At 70.2% G+C, this 26,226-nt stretch carries 29 protein-coding genes; 26 read left to right on the forward strand and 3 right to left on the reverse strand.

All coding sequences use genetic code 11. The features are described from left to right. Window positions 1–133: 133 nt before the first annotated feature. The 13 genes from ASG05_RS15410 to dapF all read left to right on the forward strand — a co-directional run bounded on the left by ASG05_RS15410 (window position 134) and on the right by dapF (window position 13,502). Window positions 134–1,159, forward strand: a complete 1,026-nt coding sequence (locus ASG05_RS15410; RefSeq protein WP_056262847.1) for an efflux RND transporter periplasmic adaptor subunit — start codon at window positions 134–136, stop codon at window positions 1,157–1,159. Continuing rightward, window positions 1,159–1,863, forward strand: coding sequence for an ABC transporter ATP-binding protein (locus ASG05_RS15415; protein WP_056262848.1), 705 nt, complete (start codon window positions 1,159–1,161; stop codon window positions 1,861–1,863). The genes ASG05_RS15410 and ASG05_RS15415 overlap by 1 nt, the downstream gene beginning before the upstream one ends. Continuing rightward, window positions 1,860–3,077, forward strand: a complete 1,218-nt coding sequence (locus ASG05_RS15420) for an ABC transporter permease (protein WP_056262851.1) — start codon at window positions 1,860–1,862, stop codon at window positions 3,075–3,077. Before ASG05_RS15415 ends, ASG05_RS15420 begins: the two co-directional genes overlap by 4 nt. Window positions 3,078–3,131: 54 nt before the next feature. Next, window positions 3,132–6,005 carry a DNA translocase FtsK gene (locus ASG05_RS15425; protein ID WP_056262855.1) on the forward strand — a complete coding sequence of 958 codons (2,874 nt, stop codon included), beginning with the start codon at window positions 3,132–3,134 and terminating at the stop codon, window positions 6,003–6,005. Window positions 6,006–6,008: 3 nt separating this feature from the next. Beyond that, window positions 6,009–6,656, forward strand: coding sequence for a CDP-diacylglycerol--glycerol-3-phosphate 3-phosphatidyltransferase (gene pgsA, locus ASG05_RS15430; protein WP_056262859.1), 648 nt, complete (start codon window positions 6,009–6,011; stop codon window positions 6,654–6,656). Beyond that, the gene (locus tag ASG05_RS15435) at window positions 6,653–7,144 is read left to right on the forward strand and encodes a CinA family protein (RefSeq protein ID WP_056262862.1); all 492 of its coding nucleotides are present in this window, start codon (window positions 6,653–6,655) and stop codon (window positions 7,142–7,144) included. Before pgsA ends, ASG05_RS15435 begins: the two co-directional genes overlap by 4 nt. Window positions 7,145–7,295: 151 nt before the next feature. Beyond that, a complete protein-coding gene (locus ASG05_RS15440; RefSeq protein ID WP_056262865.1) occupies window positions 7,296–7,604 on the forward strand; it encodes a helix-turn-helix domain-containing protein in 309 nt (102 codons plus the stop codon). A 70-nt stretch (window positions 7,605–7,674) separates the two neighbouring features. Further along, window positions 7,675–7,899 carry a DUF3046 domain-containing protein gene (locus ASG05_RS15445; RefSeq protein WP_056262867.1) on the forward strand — a complete coding sequence of 75 codons (225 nt, stop codon included), beginning with the start codon at window positions 7,675–7,677 and terminating at the stop codon, window positions 7,897–7,899. Window positions 7,900–8,192: 293 nt separating this feature from the next. Further along, on the forward strand, window positions 8,193–9,254 hold the full coding sequence (recA, locus tag ASG05_RS15450) for a recombinase RecA (RefSeq protein WP_056262869.1): 1,062 nt from the start codon (window positions 8,193–8,195) through the stop codon (window positions 9,252–9,254). Window positions 9,255–9,484: 230 nt separating this feature from the next. Beyond that, window positions 9,485–10,093 (forward strand): regulatory protein RecX, encoded by a 609-nt coding sequence (locus ASG05_RS15455; RefSeq protein ID WP_162240667.1) that lies wholly within the window; start codon window positions 9,485–9,487, stop codon window positions 10,091–10,093. Window positions 10,094–10,130: 37 nt separating this feature from the next. Beyond that, window positions 10,131–11,714 (forward strand): tRNA (N6-isopentenyl adenosine(37)-C2)-methylthiotransferase MiaB, encoded by a 1,584-nt coding sequence (gene miaB / locus ASG05_RS15460; RefSeq protein WP_056262874.1) that lies wholly within the window; start codon window positions 10,131–10,133, stop codon window positions 11,712–11,714. Between the two features lies 1 nt (window position 11,715). Further along, window positions 11,716–12,627 carry a tRNA (adenosine(37)-N6)-dimethylallyltransferase MiaA gene (gene miaA, locus ASG05_RS15465; RefSeq protein WP_056262876.1) on the forward strand — a complete coding sequence of 304 codons (912 nt, stop codon included), beginning with the start codon at window positions 11,716–11,718 and terminating at the stop codon, window positions 12,625–12,627. Then, complete coding sequence (gene dapF, locus ASG05_RS15470; RefSeq protein WP_056262879.1) at window positions 12,624–13,502, forward strand: diaminopimelate epimerase; 879 nt, start codon at window positions 12,624–12,626, stop codon at window positions 13,500–13,502. The genes miaA and dapF overlap by 4 nt, the downstream gene beginning before the upstream one ends. Before the next feature lie 98 nt (window positions 13,503–13,600). Here dapF and ASG05_RS15475 read toward each other — a convergent pair whose 3' ends face one another. Then, window positions 13,601–14,221, reverse strand: coding sequence for a class I SAM-dependent methyltransferase (locus ASG05_RS15475; protein ID WP_056262882.1), 621 nt, complete (start codon window positions 14,219–14,221; stop codon window positions 13,601–13,603). 76 nt (window positions 14,222–14,297) lie between these two features. Here ASG05_RS15475 and hflX point away from each other — a divergent pair, with 76 nt between their 5' ends. Next, window positions 14,298–15,842: a GTPase HflX gene (gene hflX / locus ASG05_RS15480; RefSeq protein WP_056262884.1), complete on the forward strand. Its 1,545-nt coding sequence runs from the start codon at window positions 14,298–14,300 to the stop codon at window positions 15,840–15,842. 91 nt (window positions 15,843–15,933) lie between these two features. Here hflX and lexA read toward each other — a convergent pair whose 3' ends face one another. After that, a complete protein-coding gene (gene lexA / locus ASG05_RS15485) occupies window positions 15,934–16,647 on the reverse strand; it encodes a transcriptional repressor LexA (protein WP_056262886.1) in 714 nt (237 codons plus the stop codon). A gap of 273 nt (window positions 16,648–16,920) precedes the next feature. On the opposite strand from lexA, the gene ASG05_RS15490 reads away from it, so the two are divergent. The 6 genes from ASG05_RS15490 (at window position 16,921) to ASG05_RS15515 (ending at window position 21,363) form a co-directional block, all read left to right on the forward strand. Beyond that, a complete protein-coding gene (locus ASG05_RS15490) occupies window positions 16,921–17,289 on the forward strand; it encodes a LysM peptidoglycan-binding domain-containing protein (RefSeq protein ID WP_056262888.1) in 369 nt (122 codons plus the stop codon). A gap of 92 nt (window positions 17,290–17,381) precedes the next feature. Continuing rightward, on the forward strand, window positions 17,382–18,467 hold the full coding sequence (locus ASG05_RS15495) for a histidinol-phosphate transaminase (RefSeq protein WP_056262890.1): 1,086 nt from the start codon (window positions 17,382–17,384) through the stop codon (window positions 18,465–18,467). After that, entirely contained in the window at window positions 18,464–19,081 is a 618-nt protein-coding gene (gene hisB, locus ASG05_RS15500) for an imidazoleglycerol-phosphate dehydratase HisB (RefSeq protein WP_056262893.1), read from the forward strand. Before ASG05_RS15495 ends, hisB begins: the two co-directional genes overlap by 4 nt. Then, window positions 19,078–19,716, forward strand: a complete 639-nt coding sequence (hisH, locus tag ASG05_RS15505) for an imidazole glycerol phosphate synthase subunit HisH (RefSeq protein WP_056262897.1) — start codon at window positions 19,078–19,080, stop codon at window positions 19,714–19,716. Before hisB ends, hisH begins: the two co-directional genes overlap by 4 nt. Window positions 19,717–19,783: 67 nt before the next feature. After that, window positions 19,784–20,530, forward strand: a complete 747-nt coding sequence (priA, locus tag ASG05_RS15510; protein ID WP_056262899.1) for a bifunctional 1-(5-phosphoribosyl)-5-((5-phosphoribosylamino)methylideneamino)imidazole-4-carboxamide isomerase/phosphoribosylanthranilate isomerase PriA — start codon at window positions 19,784–19,786, stop codon at window positions 20,528–20,530. After that, on the forward strand, window positions 20,530–21,363 hold the full coding sequence (locus ASG05_RS15515; protein WP_056262902.1) for an SseB family protein: 834 nt from the start codon (window positions 20,530–20,532) through the stop codon (window positions 21,361–21,363). Before priA ends, ASG05_RS15515 begins: the two co-directional genes overlap by 1 nt. Window positions 21,364–21,434: 71 nt before the next feature. On the opposite strand, the gene ASG05_RS15520 is transcribed toward ASG05_RS15515, so the two are convergent. Then, on the reverse strand, window positions 21,435–21,767 hold the full coding sequence (locus ASG05_RS15520; RefSeq protein WP_056263238.1) for a DUF1844 domain-containing protein: 333 nt from the start codon (window positions 21,765–21,767) through the stop codon (window positions 21,435–21,437). 398 nt (window positions 21,768–22,165) lie between these two features. Between ASG05_RS15520 and infC the strand changes: the two genes are divergently transcribed. From infC to ASG05_RS15550, 6 genes are all read left to right on the forward strand, one after another. Beyond that, the gene (gene infC, locus ASG05_RS15525; protein WP_082486865.1) at window positions 22,166–22,795 is read left to right on the forward strand and encodes a translation initiation factor IF-3; all 630 of its coding nucleotides are present in this window, start codon (window positions 22,166–22,168) and stop codon (window positions 22,793–22,795) included. Window positions 22,796–22,798: 3 nt separating this feature from the next. Next, window positions 22,799–22,993, forward strand: coding sequence for a 50S ribosomal protein L35 (rpmI, locus tag ASG05_RS15530; RefSeq protein WP_043596704.1), 195 nt, complete (start codon window positions 22,799–22,801; stop codon window positions 22,991–22,993). A gap of 30 nt (window positions 22,994–23,023) precedes the next feature. Then, window positions 23,024–23,410, forward strand: coding sequence for a 50S ribosomal protein L20 (rplT, locus tag ASG05_RS15535; RefSeq protein ID WP_043596706.1), 387 nt, complete (start codon window positions 23,024–23,026; stop codon window positions 23,408–23,410). Between the two features lie 123 nt (window positions 23,411–23,533). Continuing rightward, window positions 23,534–24,334, forward strand: coding sequence for an RNA methyltransferase (locus tag ASG05_RS15540; protein ID WP_056262906.1), 801 nt, complete (start codon window positions 23,534–23,536; stop codon window positions 24,332–24,334). A gap of 129 nt (window positions 24,335–24,463) precedes the next feature. Continuing rightward, window positions 24,464–25,201 (forward strand): amino acid ABC transporter ATP-binding protein, encoded by a 738-nt coding sequence (locus ASG05_RS15545; protein WP_056262908.1) that lies wholly within the window; start codon window positions 24,464–24,466, stop codon window positions 25,199–25,201. A 110-nt stretch (window positions 25,202–25,311) separates the two neighbouring features. Further along, window positions 25,312–26,175: a glutamate ABC transporter substrate-binding protein gene (locus ASG05_RS15550; protein WP_056262909.1), complete on the forward strand. Its 864-nt coding sequence runs from the start codon at window positions 25,312–25,314 to the stop codon at window positions 26,173–26,175. Window positions 26,176–26,226: the final 51 nt, after the last annotated feature.

Raw genomic sequence — 26,226 nt, forward strand, 5'->3', positions numbered from 1 at the left:
CTCGTGCCGACGCGGGTCCGGTCCGAGAGGCGGACCTTCGGCGACGCCAGTCATCCTCGGGGGTGAGGCGCTGATCCCCCCGGCCTCGCTACGGTGACGTCTGACACGTCAGTACATCGACCGGGGGTAGCCCTTGCGCATCGCCAAAGTCTGGGTCTTCCCGATCCTGCGCATCCTGATCTTCGTCGCGATCGCGGCGGCACTCGTCAAGCTCGCGTTCTTCGCGGCTCCCGCCGCCGGGGACGACACGGTGGCCGTCCCGACGGGTGAGCTCGTCGAACCGCAGGTCGCCGTCGCGATCGGCACCATCACCAACGACGTCGTGGTCGACGCCACGGTCGTGTCCGACCCGGCGTCGGCCGTGCCCGCCACCCTCGCCGGCACGGTGACGACCGTCGACGTGGCCACCGGCCAGGTCGTGGCGGCCGGTGACCGGCTGGCGACCCTCCGGTCCGAGACGCCGCAAGACCCGCTCGTCGCGGCCGACGGCACGGTGACCGAGCGCAAGCCGATCGTCAAGACGGCGGTCGTCACGGCACCCGTGGCGGGGACGGTCACGTCGGTGGCCGTCATCAAGGACCAGACGGTGGCCGTGGGTGACGCGGTCGCGCAGGTCGCGCCTCCCACCTTCCACGTCACCGGGTCGTTGGCGGCCGACCAGCTGTACCGCCTCGTCAGTCGGCCGACCGAGGGCTCGGTCGCCATCACCGGCGGGCCCGCGCCGTTCACGTGCACGGGGCTGACCGTCGGCGGGTCGACCTCGACGCCCGCCGGCGACGACGCCTCCTCGGACGGTGCCACGTCGGCGCAGGGCTCCTCGTCGGGTCAGGGCGTCTCGTGCGTCGTGCCCGGCGACGTGACCGTGTTCAGCGGGCTCGCGGCGAAGCTCACGATCCCTGCCGGCGTCGCCACAGACGTCCTTACCGTGCCCCTCACGGCCGTCGAGGGCGCAGCAGGCAAGGGCGTCGTGTCGGTGGTCGGCGCGGACGGCACGGCCGAGAAGCGCGACATCACCCTGGGCATCAACGACGGCACGACGGTCGAGGTCACGGACGGCCTCTCGGAAGGCGACCTCGTGCTCGAGTTCGTCCCCGGCGCGGCCGCCGTGCCCCAGGACGGCTGCGTCGACGCCGAGACCGGCGAGGACCTCTGCAGCTGATGTCCCTGATCAGACTCGAGGCGGTCACCAAGACCGTGCCGCTGGCCGACGACGCCACCCTCGACATCCTCACCGGCGTCGACCTCGAGGTCGACGCCGGCGAGCACGTGAGCATCGTCGGGCGGTCCGGCTCGGGCAAGTCGACGTTGCTCAACATCCTCGGGCTCCTCGACGAGCCCTCGACCGGCACCCACTGGTTCGACGACGTCGACGTGCGGACCCTGCGCAGCGGGCGTCGAGATCGTCTGCGGGGTGCACAGGTCGGGTTCATCTTCCAGCAGTTCAACCTCTTGCAGGGGCGCACGGCGCTCGAGAACGTCATGACGCCACTGCTGTACTCGTCGGGCTCCGAGTTCTGGCGTCGTCGGGCCATCGCGGGCGAGATGCTCGAGCGCGTCGGCCTCGATCACCGGGCCGAGTCGATGCCCCACCGGCTCTCCGGCGGCGAGCAGCAGCGTGTGGCCATCGCCCGGTCGCTCGTCCGGCGGCCCCGGGTCATCCTGGCCGACGAGCCCACGGGGGCCCTCGACGTCGAGACCGGGGCCGGGGTGATGACCCTGCTCGACGGCATCGCCCGAGAGAACGAGGCCGCGCTGGTGACCATCACCCACGACCTCGCGGTGGCCGCACTCGCGTCGCGCCACTACCGGCTCGACGCCGGCGTCCTCTCAGCTGCTGCCTCCTCGACCATGGTGGACGCGTGAAGCGCGCGGTGGCCGACGTCGTGGGTGCCGTCGTCGAGGCGTGGGCCGAGCTCCGCGTCAACAAGCTGCGCGTGCTCCTCAGCCTGGTGGGCGTGGCGGTGGCGGTCGCGGCGCTGACCGGGGTCGTCGCCCTCGGTGGCCTCGCCGAGCAGTCGTCGCGCGAGAGCGCCGAGCGGAACGGCGGACGGCCCGCGAACTACTACGTCAACGCCTACTCGACCGGTTCGTCGTCACCCGACGCCGACGCGATCCAGGACGCCTTCGTGACGGCGACGGAGCGCTACGGCATCGACCAGATCAGCCGTGTCGCCTACGGCACCCGCGCCGTGCAACTGTCGGACGGCGTGACCGAGGTCGGTTCCGTGACGGTCGACGTCCCCTACGGCGAGATGCACCGGGTCGTCATGACCGAGGGGTCGTGGTTCACCGAGGCGGACACCTCACGGCTGGCGCCCGCGGTCATCGTGAACGAGGTGCTCTGGCGCCAGCTCGGTTCCCCGCCCCTCTCGACCCACCCGACGCTGCTCCTCCGTGGGTCCGACTCGGCCACGGTCGTCGTCACCGGCGTGTCCGCCGCGGCCGACTACGAGTCGGCGTCGCTGTACCTCCTGCCCGTCCCCGACCACGACCTCGCCGTGACGACCTACGGCGAAGAGACCCCGCAGTACGAGATGTGGTTGCCGCCCGAGACGAGCGACGCACTCAGTGCCCAGGTGGCGTCCGACATGGAGGCCGCACTCGGCGACGGCTTCCAGGTCGACGTCAGCCGACAGGACTACGCCGCCGGCGGCGACGCCGATCCTTTCGGCCCGATCAAGCTGATCATCACCGGGGTGGGCGTCCTCGTGCTGCTGCTCGGCGGTCTCGGCCTGGTCAACATCGCGCTCGTGACGGTCCGGCAACGCATCCGCGAGATCGGGGTGCGTCGATCGTTCGGGGCCACGGCGCCTCGCGTCTTCTTCTCGGTCATGCTCGAGAGCGTGGTGGGGACGGTCGTGGCCGGCGCGGTCGGGGTGATGGCCGCCGTCCTCGTGGTCGAGAACCCGACCGTGCAGGGCTTCATCGCGCAGGGGTCCGTCAGCGACCTGCCGCCGTTCCCCGTCGAGGCCGCCCTGATCGGGCTGGCGTCCGCCACGGCGATCGGGGCCGTGGCCGGAGTGCTGCCGGCCCTCGTCGCGATCCGCGTCAAGGTGATCGACGCCATCCGCTACTGACACACACCGGACCGCCTCCGGCCCCTGTCGGTGCCGCGAGGTACCTTGGAGCCCATGGCCACGCCCACCAAGTCGACCGCGCGTTCGCGCTCGTCGTCGCGCGCGGCGCAGCCCTCCGGCGCCACGAAGGCGACCAAGAAGCTGCCCGCGGCCCGTCAGCCCGACCCCGTCCGAGAGGGCCCCGGTCCACTCGCCTCGGCGTGGATGGGCCTCGCCCACCTGACCGGGGGCGCGTTCCGCCTGCTGGGCAAAGAGTCCCTCGCCAAGGACGAGCGTCGAGACGGCGTGCCGTTCCTGCTCGTCCTGCTCGCCGTGGCCGGCGCGGTCGTCGAGTGGCTGAACCCCACCAGCCCGCTCGCCGTGGGGTTCGACGCCTACACGTTCGGTGGGCTCTTCGGGCGGGTCGCCTACGCCCTGCCGGTCATCATGGTCCTGTTCGCCGGTTGGTTGTTCCGACACCCGGCCTCGGTGCACGACAACACGCGCATCGGCATCGGCCTGGGGCTGTCGATCGTGTCGATCAGCGCCCTGTGCCACATCTTCGGCGGACAGCCCCAAGCGGCCGAGGGTCTTCGTGCCCTCGCCACCGGCGGTGGGGTGCTCGGTTGGGTCGTGGCCTCGTGGCTCGTCGCCCTCGCGACCGAGTGGGTGGCCGTCCCCCTCGTGATCGTCCTCCTGGCGTTCTCCCTGCTGATCATCACGAAGACGCCCCCCAATCGCATCCATCGGCGCCTCGGCGAGCTGTACTCCTACCTCTTCGGCGAGACGACGTCGACGTCGTCCGACGGCGCCGAGGGCGACCGCGACCTGGTCGACCTGGCCGAGTCCGAGTCCCTGCCGTGGTGGCGACGCAACAAGGACCAGCGCGAGGACGACCCGGCGTACGACACCCCGCTGGTCAGTGCCGGCGAGACCTCTCCGACCGAGACGCTCGGTCGTCGGCGTCGCAAGAAGCCCTCGTTCGAACCCGTCGCCGACGACCCGGGTGCCACCACGGGCGCCGGCACCGTGGGCGCTTCCGCCACGGCGGGGGCGGGGGCGGGGGCCGGGGTGCCGCCGACGGCGGCGACCGACGTGTTCTCGGCCGACCTCCTCGGCGATCTCGACCGCGCCGAGGACGCCGTCAGGGCGCAGGGTTTCGACGTGCCCGCGGCCCGGCCCACCACCTCCACCACCGTCCTGCCGTCCGTCCCGGCCGAGCCCGTCGGCGAGAGCGACGCGGCCGCCGACTTCCTCGCCGTCGATCCCGACGAGCCCGCTCCGCCGTCGCTCGACGAGGTCGACGACGGTGCCGAGAGTGCCCCGTACCGGCTCCCCGCCGTCTCCAGCCTGTCGGTGGGCGAGCCCGCCAAGGCTCGCAGCGAGGCGAACGACGCGATCGTCGCGGCGATCAGCCAGGTGCTCGACCAGTTCAACGTCGACGCCAAGGTCACCGGCCTGAAGCGTGGACCGACCGTCACGCGCTACGAGATCGAACTCGGTCCCGGCGTCAAGGTCGAGCGCGTCACGGCCCTGACGAAGAACCTCGCCTACGCGGTGGCCTCGAACGAGGTCCGCATCCTGTCCCCGATCCCGGGCAAGAGCGCGATCGGCGTCGAGATCCCCAACACCGACAAAGAGATCGTCGCCCTGGGCGACGTGCTGCGCTCGTCGGCGGCGACCAAGAGCGTCCACCCGCTGACGATCGGCGTCGGAAAAGACGTCGAGGGTGGCTACGTGGTCGCGAACCTGGCCAAGATGCCCCACTTGCTCGTGGCCGGCGCCACGGGTTCGGGCAAGTCGAGCTTCATCAACTCGATGATCACCTCGTTGCTCATGCGGGCCAAGCCGACCGACGTCCGGATGGTCCTGATCGACCCCAAGCGGGTCGAGCTGTCGATCTACGCCGGCGTCCCTCACCTCATCACGCCCATCATCACGAACCCCAAGAAGGCCGCCGAGGCGTTGCAGTGGGTCGTCAAAGAGATGGACATGCGGTACGACGACCTGGCCAGCTTCGGATTCCGTCACATCGACGACTTCAACCGTGCCGTGGTGGGCGGAGAGATCGTCCTGCCGGCCGGCAGCCAGCGCAAGCTCAAGCCCTACCCGTACCTGCTCGTGGTGGTCGACGAGTTGGCCGACCTGATGATGGTCGCGCCCCGCGACGTCGAGGACAGCATCGTCCGCATCACCCAGCTCGCACGCGCCTCGGGCATCCACCTCGTCCTCGCCACGCAACGGCCCTCGGTCGACGTGGTGACCGGGCTCATCAAGGCCAACGTGCCCTCCCGTTTCGCGTTCGCGGTCTCGAGCGTCACCGACTCGCGGGTCATCCTCGACCAACCGGGTGCCGACAAGCTCATCGGCCAGGGCGACGGTCTCTTCCTCCCGATGGGCGCCTCCAAGGCCATGCGGGTCCAGGGGGCCTGGGTGCAAGAGAACGAGGTGGCGCAGGTCGTCGCCCACGTCACCCGTCAGGCCCGGCCCGACTACCGGCCCGACGTCGCGGCGGTGGTCGAGAAACGCGAGATCGACGGCGACATCGGCGACGACCTCGAGCTGTTGCTCGCTGCCGCCGAACTCGTGGTCAGCACGCAGTTCGGTTCGACGTCGATGCTGCAGCGCAAGCTCAGGGTGGGGTTCGCCAAGGCGGGACGCCTGATGGACCTCATGGAATCCCGCGACATCGTCGGTCCCTCCGAGGGGTCCAAGGCGCGTGACGTGCTCGTCACGACCGAACAGCTCCCCGGCGTGCTGGCGAAGCTGCGCGGCGGAGACGCCGGCGGTGCCTCGTCCGCAGGAGGCGCCTCCTCGGCCGCTGCGACGTCGTCGCGAGCCGAGGCGGGCGACTACGACGACGACCCGGTCGAGGCGATGACCCGAGGTTTCGCGGAAGACGACGACGCCGGCAGCGAAGACGCCTGGCACCTGACGGGCAGGGACTAGACCATGAGCCAGCACGACCCGACCGATCCGGCTGCCCCACGTTCGGCCTTCTCGTTCCGCGGGCGGGTCGCCTCGAAGGGTGCGGGGCCGGCCAGCACGGGCAACATCGCGAACGTCATCACGGTCGTCCGCATCTTGATGGCACCGCTGTTCATCGCGTGGTTGCTGATCGACGACGGTGCCGATGGATCGTTGCGCATCTGGGCTGCGGTGCTCTTCGTCGTGGCGATCCTGACCGACAGCCTCGACGGCATGCTGGCGCGAGGGCTCGACCTCGTCACCGACTTCGGCAAGATCGTCGATCCGATCGCCGACAAGGTGCTGATCGGCGGCGCGCTCGTCTCGCTGACGATCCTGGGTGAACTGCCCTGGTGGGTCACCGCCCTCATCCTCGTGCGCGAGATCGGCATCACGGTGTACCGCTTCGCGGTGTTGCGCGACCGTGTCATCCCGGCCTCGCGGGGTGGCAAGGCCAAGACGGTCCTCCAGGCCGTGGCCGTGACGCTCGCACTCTTCCCGCTCTGGAACGTCTTCGGTGAGGGCATGCACTGGGTCAACGGCGTGCTCATGACCGCGGCCACGGTCGCGACCCTCGTCTCCGGTGCGGACTACATGCGCGTGGCCCTCCGACACGGCAAGGCCGGCGCGTGACCCTGGCCTCCGATCTCGTGGCCGAGTTGACGCGTCGGCGGCTGACGGTGGCGGTTGCCGAGTCCTTGACCGGCGGTGCCCTCGTCTCCGAGTTCGTGTCCGTGCCGGGGGCGTCGGCGGTCGTGAGCGGTGGAGTGGTCGCCTACCAGACCGAGCTCAAGCACACCCTGCTGGGGGTCGACGCGGGCCTGCTCGCCCGCCACGGGCCCGTGCACCCCGACGTGGCCGAGGCCATGGCGACCGGGGTGCGCGACGTCCTCGCCACCGACGGACGCTCGGCCGACATCGGACTGGCGACGACGGGCGTCGCCGGGCCCGATCCGCAGGGCGGGCACGAGCCCGGGACGGTGTTCGTCGGGCTCGCTTGGTCAGGAGGCGCGCGCGTCGTGCGCCTCTCGCTCGCCGGCGACCGGCAGGCCATCCGAAACGGCACGGTCTCCGAATCACTGGCAGCACTCGACCGATGGTTGGCCGAGACGAGGGAATAGCCGGCGTTTCGGTCTCGTTACAACTCCCGAGTTCACAACAGGTGCACAGTCCCCGATGGCTACAGTCGTGGTCAGTCGGTCAGAGCACCACACCCGTCGTCCCCCACCTGAAACCATCCCGTCAGGTGGGTCGTCCCCGAAGGAGGGTCCCATGGTCCTGGTACGTCAAGAAATCGGCGACGTCCTCCGCGACTTCCGTCTGCAGAAGGGGCGCACCCTCCGCCAGGTCGCGAGCAAGGCGAGCGTCGCCCTCGGTTACCTCAGCGAGGTCGAGCGTGGTCAGAAAGAGGCGAGCTCCGAGATCCTCGCGTCGGTCGCGGACGCCCTCGAGACGCCCATCTCCGTCATCATGCGAGAGGTCGGTGACCGCATGGCCGTCATCGAGGGGTTGAACCCCATCCCCGACACGCTTCCCGACGACCTCGTCGCCGAGTTCGACGCCGACCTCGCGGTGCGCTGACGCCCCGAAGTCCCTCCGAACGCCCCCGGCTCACGCCGGGGGCGTTCGTCGTCCGGGGTACCCTCGTCTGATGCGCAAGAGCGAGTTCGCCCGAGCCGTCGAGGACGAGTTCGGAGACGCCTACGGTCGCGTTCTCACGCGAGACCTCGTCATCCAGTCGCTGGGCGACCGGACGGCCGACCAGGCCATCGCGCAAGGGGAGTCGCCTCGAGACGTCTGGCTCGCCCTCTGCGAGGCCGAGGGCGTCCCGGTGCCCCGCCGACACGGGGTGGGTCTCCCCGAGCCGAAGGGCTGACGACGATCGGCTCGACCGTGTGTTCGACACGCCGGGGCGGATCGGTCGAACACGTGTTCGGGTGGGTGATAGCGTCCTCCACAAGGACGTAGATCGTCGAGTTGTGCACCTCGGGCCGTCGTCGCCACCGCGATGTCGGGGGTGGCCCGTAGCGTTTCTCGCATCGACGTCCCGCGTCACCGGCACACGCCGGCGACACCAGCCTTGTCGTAGCGACGCCGACCTTGCACCACCGGTCGACGGCGACGCGACAGCCTACAGGCGCACGGACGACCACCACGAAGGAGAACGACATGCCCTCAGCCGAAAACCGCGAGAAGGCCCTCGAGACGGCTCTCGCCCAGATCGACCGACAGTTCGGCAAGGGCGCCGTCATGCGCCTCGGCAGCGACGAGCGTGCTCCCGTGGCCGTGATCCCGACCGGCTCGATCGCCCTCGACGTCGCTCTCGGCATCGGCGGCATCCCCCGGGGCCGCATCGTCGAGATCTACGGTCCCGAGTCGTCGGGCAAGACGACCCTGACCCTGCACGCCATCGCCAACGCCCAGCGCAACGGCGGCATCGCCGCCTTCATCGACGCCGAGCACGCCCTCGACCCCGAGTACGCCAAGAAGCTCGGCGTCGACATCGACGCCCTGCTGGTGTCGCAGCCCGACACCGGCGAGCAGGCGCTCGAGATCGCCGACATGCTCGTCCGCTCGGGGTCGATCGACCTCGTCGTCATCGACTCGGTCGCCGCCCTCGTGCCGCGTGCCGAGATCGAGGGCGAGATGGGTGACTCGCACGTCGGCCTGCAAGCTCGACTCATGTCTCAGGCGTTGCGCAAGTTGACCGGTGGGCTCAGCCAGACCGGCACCACCATGATCTTCATCAACCAGTTGCGCGAGAAGATCGGTGTCTTCTTCGGCAGCCCCGAGACGACGGCCGGTGGCAAGGCGCTCAAGTTCTACGCGTCCGTCCGCCTCGACATCCGGCGCATCGAGACGCTGAAAGACGGTACCGACGCGGTCGGCAACCGCACCCGCGTCAAGGTCGTCAAGAACAAGATGGCGCCGCCTTTCAAGCAGGCCGAGTTCGACATCCTCTACGGCGTGGGCATCTCGCGCGAGGGCAGCCTCATCGACTTCGGTGTCGAGCACGGCATCGTCCGGAAGTCGGGTGCCTGGTACACCTACGACGGCGACCAGCTCGGCCAGGGCAAAGAGAACTCGCGCAACTTCCTCATCAAGAACACCGCGATCGCGCAAGAGATCGAGCAGAAGATCCTCGCCAAGCTCGGTGTCGGCGGTGCGAAACCCGTCGAGGCACCCGTCGAATCGATCGAGGCGAAGATCGCCGCTCGAAAGGGCGCATGACCTCGCGCGACGACGACGGTGCCACGGCGTCGGGGCCGTCTGACGACGGTGCCGACGCCGGGCGTCTCGCTCCGGTCACGCCTCTCTTCGGCGCCTCGACCGATGGCGGGCGACAGCCGGCATCACTCGCTCAAGCCGACGACGGCGACGGGCGTCACGCAGACGGTGCAGCCGACAGAGACGCCGTCCTCACAGCGATCAGTGCCCACTGGGCGGGCGACGATGGTGGCGTGGCCGCGTCGGCGGCGGATCATCCGTCGGCCCGCGGAGCCCGTGCCGGGTCCGCCGGGCGGCCCAAGGCGACGGGCTTCGACGAGCAGCCCGACGACGGGCCAGAAGACCTCGAGGCCCAGCGTCGCCGCGCAGAGAACGTGAGCCTGCACGCCCTGTCCCGTCGAGGCGTGTCGTCGCACGAGATGGAGAAACTCCTCCGGTCACGCGACCTCGACGAGTCGGTCGTGTCCGACGAGATCGCGCGTCTCGAACGCGTCGGACTCCTCGACGATGCCGAGCTCGCCGCGACCTTGGTCCGCTCCAAGCAAGAGCGCAAGGGGCTCGGCCGCGGCGCCGTCACGTCCGAGTTGCGGTCGCGGGGCATCGACCCGGCGGTCATCGACGAGGCGCTGGGCGAGACCGACGACGACGAAGAGCAACAGCGGGCCGACGAGTGGGCACGGAAGCGAGCGGGGTCCCTGCGGGGACTCGATCGAGAGACGGCCGAGCGTCGACTCAACGGCTACCTGATGCGACGGGGCTATCGCTCCGAGGTCGTCCGTCGGGCTGTCGAGAAGGCCCTCCCTCGCGGCGGAAGCTCCCGCGGCGGCGTCCGCTTCGAGTGACCGGCTCGGGGGTGGCGGCGATCTACACTGAGTCACCATGACGACGGTCGCCACCATCCCCCTCGCCTCGCCCGTCGACGGGTCGGCCCGCACGTACGAGGTCCGTACCTTCGGCTGTCAGATGAACGTCCACGACTCCGAGCGTCTGAGCGGCTCTCTCGAGGCGGCGGGCTACGTCCGCGCCGACGGGGTCGAGGCCGACATCGTCGTCATCAACACGTGTGCCGTGCGCGAGAACGCCGACAAGAAGCTCTACGGCACGTTGGGCACGCTCGCGGGTCAGAAGAAGAAGCACGAGGGCATGCAGATCGCCGTCGGCGGCTGCCTGGCCCAGAAAGACCGCAGCGTCATCCTCGACAAGGCCCCCTGGGTCGACGTGGTCTTCGGCACCCACAACATGGGGGCGCTCCCCACCCTGCTCGAGCGCGCGCGCCACAACGACGAGGCCCAGCTCGAGATCCTCGAGTCCCTCGACGTGTTTCCCTCGACCCTGCCCACCAAACGGGACTCCACCCACAGCGGCTGGGTCTCGATCTCGGTGGGGTGCAACAACACCTGCACCTTCTGCATCGTGCCGTCGCTCCGTGGCAAGGAGAAAGACCGTCGCCCGGGTGACGTCCTGGCCGAGGTGAGGTCCCTCGTCGTCGACGGCGCCGTCGAGGTCACGTTGCTCGGCCAGAACGTCAACTCGTACGGCGTCGAGTTCGGTGACCGCCTCGCCTTCGGCAAGCTGTTGCGAGCCGTCGGGGCGATCCCCGGCCTCGAGCGCGTCCGCTTCACCAGCCCGCACCCCGCCTCCTTCAGCGACGACGTGATCGCCGCCATGGCCGAGACCCCCACCGTCATGCCGCAACTCCACATGCCCCTCCAGTCGGGTTCCGACCGGGTGCTGAAAGCCATGAGGCGCAGCTACCGCAGCGAGAAGTTCCTCGGCATCATCGACCGTGTCCGCGCAGCCATGCCGGACGCCGCGATCAGCACCGACATCATCGTGGGGTTCCCGGGCGAGACGGAAGACGACTTCGCCGAGACCCTGAGGGTCGTCGAACGGTCGCGGTTCGCCTCGGCCTTCACGTTCCAGTACTCGGTCCGTCCCGGCACGCCGGCGGGCGAGATGGCCGATCAGATCCCGAAGGCCGTCGTGCAAGAGAGGTTCGAGCGGCTGACGGCCCTCCAAGACCGCATCTCGGCCGAAGAGAACCGTCGCCAGGTGGGTCGACGGGTCGAGGTCCTCGTGGCGGCCGACGAAGGCCGCAAGGACGCCTTCACCCACCGCCTCTCGGGGCGGGCGGAAGACAGCCGACTCGTCCACTTCGAGGTGCCCGCCGGGCGCGAGGTGCCGCGTCCCGGCGACGTCGTCAGCGTTCGCGTGACCGACGCCGCGTCGTTCTTCCTCCTCGCCGACGCCGAGGCCCCCGGCACTTCCGGATCGCTGTACGAGGTGCGTCGCACGCGGGCGGGCGATGCGTGGGATCGCGCCCAGGCGGCGTCGTGCGGGGTGCCGTCCGCGAGCGAGGCGACCAGCGCCTCCTCGGCTCGACCGGCGAGGGTGAGTCTCGGGCTGCCGACGATCAGGGTCTCGACGACTCCGATCTACAGCACCACCGACGACCTCCGCTGACGTGCTGGTCGCGATCGTCGGTGCCACCGGCACGGGCAAGTCCGCGTTCTCGCTCGCGATCGCCGAGGCACTCGTGGCCCGGGGGCGGCCGGTCGAGGTCGTCAACGCCGATGCCATGCAGTTGTACCGAGGCATGGACATCGGCACCGCGAAACTGCCGGTGGCCGAGCGCCGGGGCATCCCGCACCACCTCCTCGACGTGCTCGACGTCACCGACGAGGCGAGCGTCGAGTGGTACCAGCGCGAGGCCCGTGCGGCCGTCGACGACATCGTCGGTCGCGGCGCCGTGGCCGTGCTCGTGGGCGGCTCGGGACTCTACGTCTCGAGCGTCCTGTTCGACTTCCGGTTCCCGGGCACCGACGCCGCCGTCCGGGCACGGTACGAAGCGATCGCCGACGAGCGAGGGGCGGGCGCCCTGTACGACCTCCTGGCCGAACGCGATCCGGCGTCGGCGGCGTCGATCGGGCGGTCCAACGCCCGGCGACTCGTCCGGGCCCTCGAGGTGGGCGACCTCACCGGGCGTCCGCTCTCGGGAACGCTGCCCGAGTCGTCGACGCCCTGGCGGCCCTCGACGGTGTTCGGGGTCGCCGAAGAGCGTCCCGTCCTCGTGGAGCGACTCGACCGACGGGTCGGACGCATGTGGCAGGACGGCCTCGTCGACGAGGTGCGCGGCCTCCTGCCGCTCGGACTCGAGCAGGGGGTGACCGCCGGTCGAGCGATCGGCTACGCCCAGGCGGCGGCGCAGGTCAGGGGGCAGCTGAGCGAGTGCGAGGCGATCGAGGCGACGGCGGCCCTCACCAGGCGGTACGCCCGACGGCAGGCGAGCTGGTTCCGCCGGTACGACGACGTCGAGTGGTCCCGTTCGGGCGACGCCCAGGCCGTCGACCGGGCCGTGGCTAGACTCCTCGGGTGACGACCACGCTGCAGTTCACCAAGGGGCAGGGCACGGGCAACGACTTCGTCCTGTTCACCGACCCCGACGCGAGCACCGACCTGACGCCCGCGACGATCCGGGCACTGGCCGACCGACGCTTCGGCGTGGGCGGCGACGGGGTCATCCGTGCCGTCCGCACGGCCGCCCTGTCGACCGAGGCGGGCCTGCTCGAGACCGAGCCGCGCGCCGAGTGGTTCATGGACTACCACAACGCCGACGGCAGCCCCGCCGAGATGTGCGGCAACGGCATCCGGGTCTTCGCGCGGTACCTCGTCGAGCGGGGGCTCGTCTCGATGGGCGACGACGACGTCCTGGTGGTCGGCACCAGGGCCGGCGCGCGCGAGGTGCGCCGTGACGGCACCGGGTTCCGGGTCGACCTGGGCCCGTGGCGGCTCGGAGACGACGACCCGGTCGTGCGGGCTCGGCAGCTGCACGCCGCGCGACCCGGCCTGCCGATCTCGGTCGGCAACCCGCACGTGGTCGTGGCCCTCGCCGGCGACGAAGAGCTCGACGGCCTCGACCTGACCTACGTGCCGATCATCGAGCCGGCCCCGGCCGACGGGGCGAACGTCGAGTTCGTCGTCCCGGCCGACCCGCTCGTCGTCGACGGTCTCGGGCGCATCCGCATGCGGGTGCACGAACGGGGCAGCGGCGAGACCCTCTCCTGTGGCACGGGGGCAGCCGCGGCGGCCCTGGCCACCCGACACTGGGCGGGTGCCTCGGCGCCCGACGCCTGGTTGGTCGACGTACCCGGGGGTGTCGTGGGCGTCTCGATCAGCCACCACGCCGACGGCGAGCACGTCTCGCTCAGTGGCCCGGCCGAACTCGTCTTCACCGGGGCGCTCGAGATCTGACGTCGGGTGACGCCACGAGGGGGCCGGTGACGCCGAGAGCGTCGCGTCAGCGGACGGCGTGGGGCGCTGCCGACGCTGCCGACACCGCGGGCGATGCGTCAGCGGGCTGTGTCTACCCGTTCGGCGCGGAGCACGCGGTAACCCTTGCTGGTGGAGGCGCGGGTCACGTCGACGACGTCGCCCATCGTCTCGTCCATCCACCGGTGCAGCGAGTCCGCCCCGAGGTTCTTCTGCACCACGAGCCAGGCCTCCGCACCGTCGTCGAGCCGGGGCAACCAGCGCTCGAGGAGCGAGTGCAGTTCGGCCTTGCCGACCCGGATGGGCGGGTTCGACCAGATCGTCGCGAAGCGGAGGTCGTCGGGAACATCGTCAGGGGTCACGGCGTTGACGTTCTCGAGGCCGACCGACCGCGCGTTCTCGCGCACGAGGTCGAGCACTCTCTCGTTCACGTCGACGGCCCAGACCGTCGCGTCGGGTGACGACAACGCGAGGCTCAGTGTGATGGGCCCCCACCCGCACCCGACGTCCAGCAGATGGCCCGTCTCCGGCGGCGTCGGCGTGCCGGCCAGCAGCACCGCGGTGCCCGGGTCCACGCGGCCGGGGCTGAACACGCCCGCGGCGGTGGTGAGCGTCAACTCGCGCCCCGCGAGGACGACGTCGATCGTCCTCGGCTTGGCCGCGCTGCCGGGCTGGGGGGAGAAGTAGTGCTCGCTGGCCATGCCCGTCAACCTACCGAACATCGACGGGGACGTCGTTCCCCGCTCACCGCACACCGAAAGGGTTAGTATCACCCCGATGACAGACCACACCACGACACCGCTCGACTCCGAGCGGGACGACCAGCCCGACGACGTCGTCGCGCGCGTCCTCGATCGTGCGGCCCAGCGAGCCTCCGGGTACACCGTCTTCTCGCCGGCGCAGGCCATCCAGACGCGGTCCCTGCACGACGGGGGTTCCGACGGCGACCAGTCCGAGCGCGACGACCGCCAGGCCCTGCGACGCGTCGCGGGCCTCTCGACCGAACTGCAGGACGTCACCGAGGTCGAGTACCGCCAGTTGCGCCTCGAGAACGTCGTCCTGATCGGCGTCTACTCGCAGGGCTCGATGTCGGACGCCGAGAACTCCCTCCGCGAACTCGCGGCGCTGGCCGAGACCGCGGGCGCCGTCGTGCTCGACGGCCTGTTGCAGCGTCGTCCGAACCCCGACCCGAGCACGTACCTCGGCAAGGGCAAGGCCGAAGAGCTGCGGGGGACGGTGGCCGCCCTCGGTGCCGACACGGTCATCGCCGACACCGAGCTGGCCCCCAGCCAGCGCCGCGCCCTCGAGGACGTCGTCAAGGTCAAGGTGATCGACCGCACGGCCGTCATCCTCGACATCTTCAGCCAGCACGCCAAGAGTCGCGAAGGCAAGGCGCAGGTCGAACTGGCCCAGCTCGAGTACCTGTTGCCGCGCCTCCGAGGCTGGGGCGAGTCGATGTCCCGGCAGGCCGGTGGCCAGGTGGGAGGCGCGGGTGCCGGAATGGGCAGCCGCGGCCCCGGTGAGACCAAGATCGAGCTCGACCGTCGTCGCATCCACACGCGCATGGCGCGGCTGCGTCGGCAGATCAAGGAGATGAAGCCCGCCCGGGATGCGAAGCGGGCGAACCGCGACCGCAACGAGGTGCCCACCGTCGCCATCGCCGGGTACACCAACGCGGGCAAGTCGAGCCTGCTGAACCGCCTCACGAGTGCCGGCGTCCTCGTCGAGAACGCCTTGTTCGCGACCCTCGACGCGACGGTGCGCAAGAGCGCGACCGCCGACGGCCGCCCCTTCACCTACGCCGACACGGTCGGATTCGTCCGCAACCTGCCGCACCAGCTGGTCGAGGCCTTCCGGTCGACGCTCGAGGAGGTCGAGGCGTCGGACGTCATCGTGCACGTCGTCGACGGGTCGCACCCCGACCCGGCCGCCCAGCTGGCCACGGTGCGCGACGTCATCGCCGAGGTCGACGGGCGCGACATTGCCGAGATCGTCGTGTTCAACAAGAGCGACCTCGTCGACCCCGACCAGCGGCTCGTCCTGCTCGGGCTCGAACCGACGGCCGTCTTCGTCTCGGCGCGGACGGGCGAGGGGATCGACGAGCTCCTCTCTCGCATCGCGTCCGTCCTGCCCGAGCCCGAGATCGAGCTCGACCTGCTGGTGCCCTACGACCGCGGCGACGTGGTCTCGCACCTGCACGACTCGGGCCGTGTCGTCAGCACCGACTACGAAGAAGACGGCACCCGAGTGCACGCTCGCGTCTATCCGAGCGACGTCGCCGGACTGACGGAGTACGTCGCCCCGGTCTCGTCCGCCCGCTGACGCCGTCTCCGTCGCGTCGGACACGACGAAGCGCCGATCACCTCGAGGTGACCGGCGCTTCGTCGTTGGGGCACCGCGGTGCCCTGAGGATCTAGACCGAGCGCAGCACCGCGACGACCTTGCCCACGATCTGGGCGTGATCGCCGACGATGGGCTCGAAGGCGCTGTTGCGAGGGAGCAGCCAGGTGTGGCCGTCGCGCTGACGGAACACCTTGACCGTCGCCTCGTCGTCGAGCATGGCGGCGACGATGTCGCCGTTCTCGGCGTCCTGCTGCTGCCGGACGACGACCCAGTCGCCGTCGCAGATGGCCGCGTCGATCATCGAGTCGCCGACCACCCGCAACATGAACAACTCGCCCTTGCCGACGAGCTGTCGCGGCAGGGGCATGACGTCCTCGATCTGCTGCTCGGCCGTGATGGGGATGCCGGCGGCGATGCGTCCGACCATGGGCACGTGTGCGGTGTCACCGTCGTCGCTCGTCGTGAAGACGGTGGCAGGGGGAGCGACCGGTGCGGCCTCGTCGACGAGCACCTCGAGGGCGCGCGGTCGGTTCGGGTCACGACGGATGCGGCCGGCGAGTTCGAGCTGGTTCAGCTGATGGGTGACGCTGGAGAGGGACCTCAGCCCGACGGCGTCACCGATCTCACGCATGCTCGGCGGGTAGCCCCGGTGGCCGATGCTCTCGGTGATGGCCGCGAGGATCGTGGCCTGCTTCGCCGTCAGCTCCTTGCGAGGGAGGAGGCCCGACTCGGGCCGACGGGGCGCGTCGGGGGCCGCCTGCGGGGTTCGCTTCGGGTCGCTCATGGGTCTCCTGCCGTCGATGTCGGTGGTCCCTGTTTGACTCCTACCACCGATCGAAACCGTATCCGATCAGGCGGTGTCGACAAAACACATGTTCGAGTGTGTCGCGTCTTCTCCGCGTGATCAGGCGTCCGATCGGGGCTGAGATCCCGTCAGAGGGGTTGAAAGCGCGTGAAATCGAATGTATGTTCGGAACACGTCTTCGTGTCCGGCATTCCCGGCCGAGTGCCGGGCACGAACTCGTCCCCTGTCTTCCCACGGTGAAAGGACCACCTCATGAGCGTCACCTCATCTGCAGCAGTTGCGTCCCCCGTCGACTCGTCCCGGGTCGTCCGCACGCGCCTCCGCATCACCCGGCGAGGCCGAGCGGTCGTCGCGGCGCTCGTGGCGGTCCCGGTGGTCATCGTGGTCGGCGCGCTCGTCCTCAACGGGGGAGGGGCCGTCGCGTCCGACACGACGGGCTCCGCCGACTTCCAGCACGTCACGGTCGACGGCGGCGAGACCCTGTGGCAGGTCGCCTCCGAGATCGCCCCCAGCTCCGACCCCCGCGACGTCATCGCCGACCTGGTGTCGCTGAACAACCTCCCCAGCGCCGAGGTCTCCGCCGGTCAGAGCCTCGCGGTCCCCACGCAGTACGCCCGCTGACCCACGAGCCGCACGGCCCCGGCACTCCTGCCGCCCACCGTCCCCGTGGCTGACGGAGGCGGGGGCCACCGGCCCGCCCGTACCATGGTGGGGTGTCCTTCAGTCTCGACGACCTGCCCATCCGTGACGACCTGCGCGGTCTGACGCCCTACGGCGCCCCGCAGAAGAAGGTCGCGGTCGCCCTCAACGTCAACGAGAACACGCATCCCATCCCCGAAGACGTGGCCCGCGACATCGTCGAGTCCATGGCCCGAGCAGTGCTCGACGTCAACCGGTACCCCGATCGCGAGTTCACCACCTTGCGTGAATCGCTCGCGACGTACCTCGGGCACGGGCTGACCCCAGAGAACATCTGGGCGGCGAACGGGTCGAACGAGGTCATCCAACAGCTCCTCCAGGCCTTCGGCGGGCCTGGTCGATCGGTGCTGGGCTTTCCCCCGACCTACTCGATGCACTCGATCATCACGACGGGTACGGGCAGCCGGTGGGTCGAGGGTCGCCGTGACGAGGGGTTCCGCATCTCGCCCGAGACGGCCGTCTCCGAGATCGAGCGCACCCGCCCCGACATCGTCTTCTTCTGCGGCCCGAACAACCCCACGGGGACGCCCCTCGACCTCGCCACCGTCGAGGCGGCCTACGAGGCCACCGACGGCATCGTCTTCGTGGACGAGGCCTACGCCGAATTCATGCCAGCCGACCAGCCGACGGCCCTGACCCTCCTCGAGGGGCGTGAGCGGCTCGTCGTGTCGCGGACGATGAGCAAGGCCTTCGCCTTCGCCGGCGCCCGGGTCGGCTACCTGGCCGCGCACCCGGCGGTGACCGACGCGCTCCGTCTCGTGCGCCTCCCGTACCACCTCTCGTCCCTGACGCAGGCGGCCGCCGTCGCGGCGCTCTCGCACGCCGGTGAGATGCTGGCCATGGTCGACGACATCAAGGCCCAGCGCGACCGCATCGTCGACGTGCTGACCGAGCTCGGCTACGAGCCGTGGCCGAGCTGGTCGAACTTCGTCCTCTTCGGCGGGGTCGACGATCCGGCCGACGTCTTCGAGCGCCTGCTCGAGCGGGGCATCATCGTCCGCGACCTCGGCATCCCGAACCACCTGCGGGTCAGTGCGGGCACCGAGGCCGAGACCACCGCGTTCCTCGAGGCGCTCCGCGACATTAGGCTCTCTTCGTGACCGAGACGACCCGCGCCGCCCGTACCGCCTCCCTCTCTCGCGAGACGAGCGAGTCGAGCATCACGCTCGCGCTCGACCTCGACGGCTCGGGCCGATCGACGATCGACTCGTCGGTCCCGTTCTTCGACCACCTCCTGACGGCGCTGTCGAAGCACTCGTTGATCGACCTCGAGGTCTCGGCGCGGGGCGACACCCACATCGACGTGCACCACACGGTCGAAGACATCGGCATCACGTTCGGCACGGCGCTGAAGCAGGCGCTCGGCAACAAGTCCGGCATCTCGCGCTACGGCGACGCGCTGGTGCCACTCGACGAGGCGCTCGTGCAGGCGGTGGTCGACGTCTCGGGGCGTCCGTACCTCGTCCACACGGGTGAGCCCGAAGGGTTCGAGTACCACCTGATCGGCGGGCACTTCACGGGCTCGATGGTCCGCCACGTCTTCGAGGCCATCACCTTCCACGCGGGCATCACGGTGCACGTCCGCGTGTTGGGCGGTCGTGACCCGCACCACATCGCCGAGGCCGAGTTCAAGGCGTTCGCCCGGGCGCTGCGTCAGGCCGTCCAGCCCGATCCGCGCGTCAGTGGCATCCCGTCGACGAAGGGCGCCCTGTGACGGGCGCCCGACCGTCGGTCGTCGTCCTCGACTACGGCAGCGGCAACGTCCACTCGGCCGTCAAGGCGCTCGAGCTCGCCGGTGCCGACGTCGAGCTGACGGCCGACCGTGCCCGGGTGCAGGCGGCGGACGGTCTGTTCGTGCCCGGCGTCGGGGCGTTCTCCGCGGTCATGAGCCAACTCGAGTCGGTGCGCGGCGGAGAACTGATCGATCGCCGTCTCGCTGGCGGTCGCCCCGTGATGGGCATCTGCGTCGGCATGCAGGTCTTCTTCGAGGGCGGCGTCGAGCGCGGCAACACGACCGGCGGCCTGGGGGCCTGGCCCGGCGTGGTCGACGAGCTCAAGGCCGGGGTCCTGCCGCACATGGGCTGGAACACCGTCGACGTGCCCGAGGGCAGCGTCCTGTTCGACGGCGTGGCCGACGAGCGCTTCTACTTCGTCCATTCGTTCGCGGCTCAGGAGTGGTCGCTCGACGTGATCCGGCCCTTCGCCGAGCCGCACGTCACCTGGGCCGACCACGGCGGGCGCTTCGTCGCCGCCGTCGAGAACGGCCCGCTGTGGGCGACGCAGTTCCACCCCGAGAAGTCGGGGCAGCCGGGCATCCGGTTGCTCTCGAACTGGCTCGGCACCCTCTGACCCCGACGCGACCGACCCGATCGCGCCTCCTGACCCTGCGGTGCCCCGGCCCCGTGAGAGAGACGACATGAGCGAGTTCTGCACCACCCCCGCCCTGACCCTGTTCCCCGCCGTCGACGTGGCGGGCGGGCAGGCCGTCCGCCTGACCCAGGGCGAGGCCGGCAGCGAGACGAACTACGGCGACCCGGTCTCGGCGGCCGACGACTGGGCGAGCCAGGGGGCCGAGTGGCTGCACCTGGTCGACCTCGACGCCGCCTTCGGTCGCGGCGACAACCGCGCCGTGATCAAGAAGGTCATCAAGCAGGTCAAGGGGGTCAACGTCGAGCTCAGCGGCGGCATCCGCGACGACAAGTCGCTCGAGGACGCACTGAGCACCGGCGTCAAGCGGATCAACCTCGGCACCGCCGCCCTCGAGAACCCCGAATGGGCCGCCCACGTCATCGCCGAGTACGGCGAGGCGGTGGCGGTCGGGCTCGACGTGCGTGGCACGACGCTCGCGGCCCGCGGCTGGACCGAAGAGGGCGGCGACCTCTGGACGGTGCTCGCCCGGCTCGAGGAGGCCGGTTGCGCGCGCTACGTCGTGACCGACGTCACGAAGGACGGCACGCTCCGGGGCCCGAACGTCGACCTGCTTCGACAGGTCATGGACCGCACCGACCGCCCGGTCATCGCGTCCGGCGGCATCTCGAGCCTCGACGACCTCGCCGCCTTGCGCGAACTCGTGCCCCAGGGCCTCGAAGGCGCCATCGTCGGCAAGGCGCTCTACTCGGGCGCCTTCACGCTCGCCGCGGCCCTCGACGTCGCCTCGAACTGATGACCGCTGCTCCGGAGGGCCGGGGGCACGCGCGAGACGGGTCGGCGGCTGGCGACTCCGAGCACGGCGACTCCGGGCGCGGTGCCGACAGCGCTGGTCACCCCTGGGCGGGTCGCACCTTCGACCACCACGACACGGCGCACGCGGGGGACGACGGGTCGGCCGACCCGCGCCTCCTCGACGCCCTCCTCGGCTTTCGGGAGGGGCGACTCGGCGAGGCCGACGTCGTCGACGCCCTGCGCCCGGCACGACTGCTCGTGCCCCTGGTCGCCGTGGCCGGCGACGAGGGTCTCGACGAACACGGGCGGCGCGTCGACAAGACCCAGGAGCTGTCGATCGTCACGGTGTCGGGCCCGGACGGTCGTGACGTGCTGCCGGCCTTCACCTCGGTCGAGACCCTGACCAGGTGGCGTCCTGCCGCGCGTCCCGTGCCGGTGGACGCCCGCCGCGTGGCCCTGGCCGCCGCCTCCGAGTCGACCGACCACATCGTGCTCGACCCCGGGTCGATCACCGAGTTCGGTCTCCGCCGCCCGGCGGTCTGGGCAGTCGCCCAAGACCTGCCGTGGACGCCCAGCCACCACGACGAACGCGTCCTGCGCGCGTTCCTCGACGCGTCGCGAGACGAGGAGGCGCTGGTCAGCCTGGTGGTCGCGCCCGGTTACCGGGACGCCCGGCTCGGTGCCCCCGAGATCGTCGTGCAGCTCGGGATCGTTGCCGGCCTCGACCGCGACGCGCTCGCTGCCCTCGTCGGGCGACTGCAGGCGGCGTGGGCCGCCGATCCTGTCATCGTCGAGCGGGTCGACAGCATGTCGGTCAAGGTCGTCGCGGGCTGAGGCCGCCGCAGGCTGCGGTCGTCGCGGGCTGAGGCCGCCGCGGCCCCGGCGGGCGCGCGACGCGGGGCCCGTCAGTTGACGGGGCCGGTGTACTTCTCGCCGGGACCCTGGCCGACGGCGTCGGGGATGGCCGAGGCCTCGCGGAACGCCAGCTGCAGCGACCGCAGCCCGTCGCGCAGGGCACGGGCGTGCTGGTCCCCGATCTCGGGCGCGCTGGCCGTGACGAGCCCCGCCAGCGACGTGATGAGCTTGCGGGCCTCGTCGAGGTCGGTCTGCGTCTGCGGGTCGTCGGCCAGGCCCACCTTGACGGCGGCGGCACTCATCAGGTGCACGCAGACCGTGTTGATCACTTCGACGGCGTTGACGTCGGCGATGTCGCGGGCCTCGTCGTCGCCGAACCTCAGGTCGTCCTCGAATCGGGACGCCGCGGGCGCCGTGTCGGGGGTGGTCACCGACACGGCATCGCCGAAGCGGGCGTCGGGTGTGGGTGCGTCGTCGGGGGAGTGGCTCACGAACTGATCCTCTGCTAAACTCGTCCAGGCTCGGAGCGTCTGCTCCGGGCGAAAGTGGAGATTCTCCCACCCGCGCTTGACCGTTGCACAAGGTTACCGGGTTGTTGGCACCCCGTTCGATCAGCACCATCGCTCCGTCCCGCTCCTCGTCAGAGGCCGCGGGCAGGCACCGGTCGAGCAGCCAGGGTGCAGTGTGACGTGTCCCTGATGACGCCCGCACGAACCTCCTCTTTCTCTGGCGAAGCCGTCCGGCTCCGCCAGGTGCAGAAGAAACGACAGAGGAGTTCCGCATCAGCGATCCCCGTACGAACGACCGCATCCGCGTCCCCGAGGTCCGCCTCGTCGGGCCTGGCGGAGAACAGGTCGGTGTCGTCCCCATCGCCATGGCCCTGCGTCTCGCCGCAGAGGCCGAACTCGACCTGGTCGAGGTGGCCCCCAACTCGAAGCCTCCCGTGGCCAAGATCATGGATCACGGAAAGTTCAAGTACGAGGCCGCGCAGAAGGCGAAAGAAGCGCGTCGCAACCAGGCGAACACGATCCTCAAAGAGGTTCGTTTCCGTCTGAAGATCGACAAGCACGACTACGAGACGAAGCGCAAGCGCGCCGAGGGCTTCCTCCAGGGCGGCGACAAGGTCAAGGCCATGATCCTGTTCCGCGGTCGCGAGCAGTCGCGTCCCGACCAGGGCGTCCGCCTGCTGCAGCGCTTCGCCGAAGACGTCGCCGAGTTCGGCAGCGTCGAGTCGACCCCGACCATCGACGGCCGCAACATGGTCATGGTGATCGGCCCGCACAAGAACAAGTCCGAGGCGAAGGCCGAGGCCGAGGCTCGCAAGGCGGCCAACAAGGCGCCGAAGCACCCGACGTCCGACGAGGTCCCGGCCGACGCACCGGCCGACCGACCGACAGAAGAAAGCAAATAAGACATGCCCAAGCAGAAGACCCACTCCGGCGCCAAGAAGCGCTTCAAGGTCACCGGTTCCGGCAAGATCATGAAGCAGCAGGCCGGCATGCGCCACAACCTCGAGGTGAAGAGCGCCAAGCGCAAGGCTCGCCTGAACCAGGACCAGGTGCTCGCGCCCGCCGACGCCAAGGTCGCCAAGAAGCTTCTCGGTCACTGACCGCTGACACGAACGTAGAGGAACAAGAAAATGGCAAGAGTCAAGAGAGCGGTCAACGCCGCCAAGAAGCGTCGCGTCATCCTCGAGCGCGCCGAGGGTTACCGCGGTCAGCGTTCGCGCCTGTACCGCAAGGCCAAAGAGCAGGTCACCCACTCGCTCGTCTACTCGTACCGTGACCGCCGTGCTCGCAAGGGCGAGTTCCGTCGCCTGTGGATCCAGCGCATCAACGCCGCGTCGCGTGCGAACGGCCTGACCTACAACCGCCTCATCCAGGGCCTGTCCCTGGCCGGCGTCGAGGTCGACCGTCGCATCCTGGCCGAGCTGGCAGTCAACGAGCCCGCCACGTTCGCGTCGCTCGTCGCCACCGCCAAGGCCGCGCTGCCCGCCGACACCTCGGCCCCCAAGGTCGCCGCGTAGTCGCAACCGCACCACACACCCGAGGCCCGACGGCCGACACCTCACCGGTGTCGCCGTCGGGCTTCGTGCGTCCCCGCGCCACCCGGTCGCGTGCGGCATCATGGACGGGTGCCCCACGACTCAATGCTCGACAACCCCCGTTCGCCCCGGGTCCGGGCGGTGGCCAAGCTCTCGAAGCGCGACGCCCGCACCGAGACCCGCACCTTCTTGCTCGAGGGGCCGCAGTCGGTCGGTGAGGCCCTCGCCTTCCGACCCGAACTGATCGTCGAGCTCTTCGGCACCCCGACGGCCCTCGAGCGCTACCCCGCGGTGTCGGCGGCCGCCGAGGCCGAGGGCATCGACGTGCAGTTCGTCACCGAGCCGGTGCTCGAGGCCATGGCCGACACGGTGACGCCGCAGGGCATCGTCGCCGTCTGCCGGCAGTTCCCCACGTCCGTCAAGGACGTCTTCGCCGCCCGGCCGAAGCTGATCGTCATCCTCGAAGAGGTCCGTGACCCGGGCAACGCCGGCACCGTCATCCGGGCCGCCGACGCCGCCGGGGCCGACGCCGTCATCATGACCGGCCGCAGCGTCGACCTCTACAACCCGAAGGTCGTGCGGTCCACGACCGGCTCGCTCTTCCACGTGCCCGTCGCCGTGGGCGTCGAGCTCGCAGGCGTCGTCGACCGCTGCCGCGAGGCCGGCCTGCAGGTGATCGCGGCCGACGTCAAGGGTGACGACCTGCTCGCCGCCCGCGGCGAGGGCGTCCTCGCGGCGCCGACCGCGTGGCTCTTCGGCAACGAGGCCCGGGGTTTGACCGACGTCGACCTCGGTCGTGCCGACCGCGCCCTGGTGGTGCCCATCTACGGTCACGCCGAATCGATGAACCTCGCCACGGCGGCCTCGGTGTGCCTGTACGAGAGTGCGTTCGCCCACCGCAGCTAGCGCCTCCTCGTCCACCAGGAGGCGCGGGTCGGGTCGCGCGCGGACGTCGCGACCGAACACGTCGTTTCGTTTTCATTAAGAATCGACTGTGAATTTGACCCCGACCTGGGGGTCTGTTTGTGTGGGCGCATGGAACCCCTCGTCGTGGTCGACCACGTCAACAAGCACTTCGGTGACCTGCACGTCCTGAAAGACATCACCACGACGGTGGGCAAGGGCGAGGTGGTCGTGGTCATCGGGCCGAGCGGTTCGGGCAAATCGACCCTCTGCCGGGCCATCAACCGGCTCGAGACCATCGACGACGGCGTCATCACCATCGACGGGACGCGCCTGCCCGACGAGGGTGCCGGCCTGGCGCGGTTGCGCGCCGACGTGGGCATGGTGTTCCAGAGCTTCAACCTCTTCTCGCACAAGTCGGTCCTCGAGAACGTCATGCTGGGTCAGCTCAAGGTGCGCAAGCGCAGCAAGGCCGAGGCCCGCGAGCGGTCGATGCAGCTGCTCGAGCGGGTCGGCGTGGCGGACCAGGCCGACAAGATGCCCTCGCAGCTCTCGGGCGGCCAGCAGCAGCGCGTGGCGATCGCCCGGGCCCTCGCGATGGACCCCAAGGTGATGCTGCTCGACGAGCCCACGAGTGCGCTCGACCCCGAGATGATCACCGAGGTGCTCGACGTCATGGTGCAGCTCGCGAAGGACGGCATGACGATGATCGTCGTCACGCACGAGATGGGGTTCGCGCGCAAGGCCGCCGACCGCGTCGTGTTCATGGCCGACGGCCAGATCGTCGAAGAGGCCACGCCCGAACAGTTCTTCACCGACCCCCGGTCGACCCGCGCGCAGGACTTCCTGGCGAAGATCCTCACGCACTGAGCCGGGCTGCGGAGGCCGTCGCGTCCGCCACCCGTCCCCGGCGCCCGACGCGCCGGCCCCCGACACCCGATCGCCGCCCGGCGTCCGGGTCACCCAGCAAGGAGATCAGAATGCGACTCAGCAAGGGATTCGTCGCCGTAGCCGCAGCAGCCGCCGTGGTCCTCGGCCTCTCGGCCTGCACCGACTCGTCGGCCCCGGCCGTCGACGTCGAGACGCCGGCCGACTTCGCCGAAGGCAGCACCATGGCCCGGCTCGCCGACGCCGGTGAGATCACCATCGGCACCAAGTTCGACCAGCCGCTCTTCGGCCTCGCGAATCCGGACGGCGTGCCCGAGGGCTTCGACGCCGAGATCGGCAAGCTCGTCGCCGCGAAGCTCGGCATCCAGCCCGAGAACATCACCTGGACCGAGACGGTGTCGGCGAACCGCGAGCCGTTCATCCAGAACGGTCAGGTCGACCTCGTCATCGCGACCTACACGATCAACGACGATCGCAAAAAGGTCGTCTCGTTCGCCGGCCCGTACTACACGGCCGGTCAAGACCTGCTGGTGCTCGACGGCAACCCCGAGGGCATCGAGTCCGCGGACGACCTGGCCGGCAAGAAGGTCTGCACGGTCAGCGGCTCGACCAGCGAGAAGAACGTGGCGGCCTACACGACCGACATCCTCGCGACCGACACGTACTCGAACTGCCTCGAGCCGCTGCGGACGGGTGCCGTCTCGGCCGTGACCACCGACAACGTCATCCTGGCCGGCCTCGCCGACCAGAACGAGGGCGAGTTCGAGGTCGTCGGCGAGCCGTTCACCGAGGAGCCCTACGGCATCGGCCTGGCGCTCGACGACACCGACTTCCGCATGTTCGTCAACGACACGCTCCAGGAGGCCGAGGACGACGGCACCTGGGACGAGCTGTGGGAGAAGACGGCGGGCAAGGTGCTCGACACCCCGACCCCGCCCGCGATCGACCGCTACTGATCACCCTGCGGGCACCCGGGGCGTCCTGCCCCGGGTGCCCGCAGCACGAGC

Source organism: Frigoribacterium sp. Leaf186 (assembly GCF_001423905.1).
In the GTDB taxonomy this organism is placed as follows: Bacteria; Actinomycetota; Actinomycetes; order Actinomycetales; family Microbacteriaceae; genus Frigoribacterium.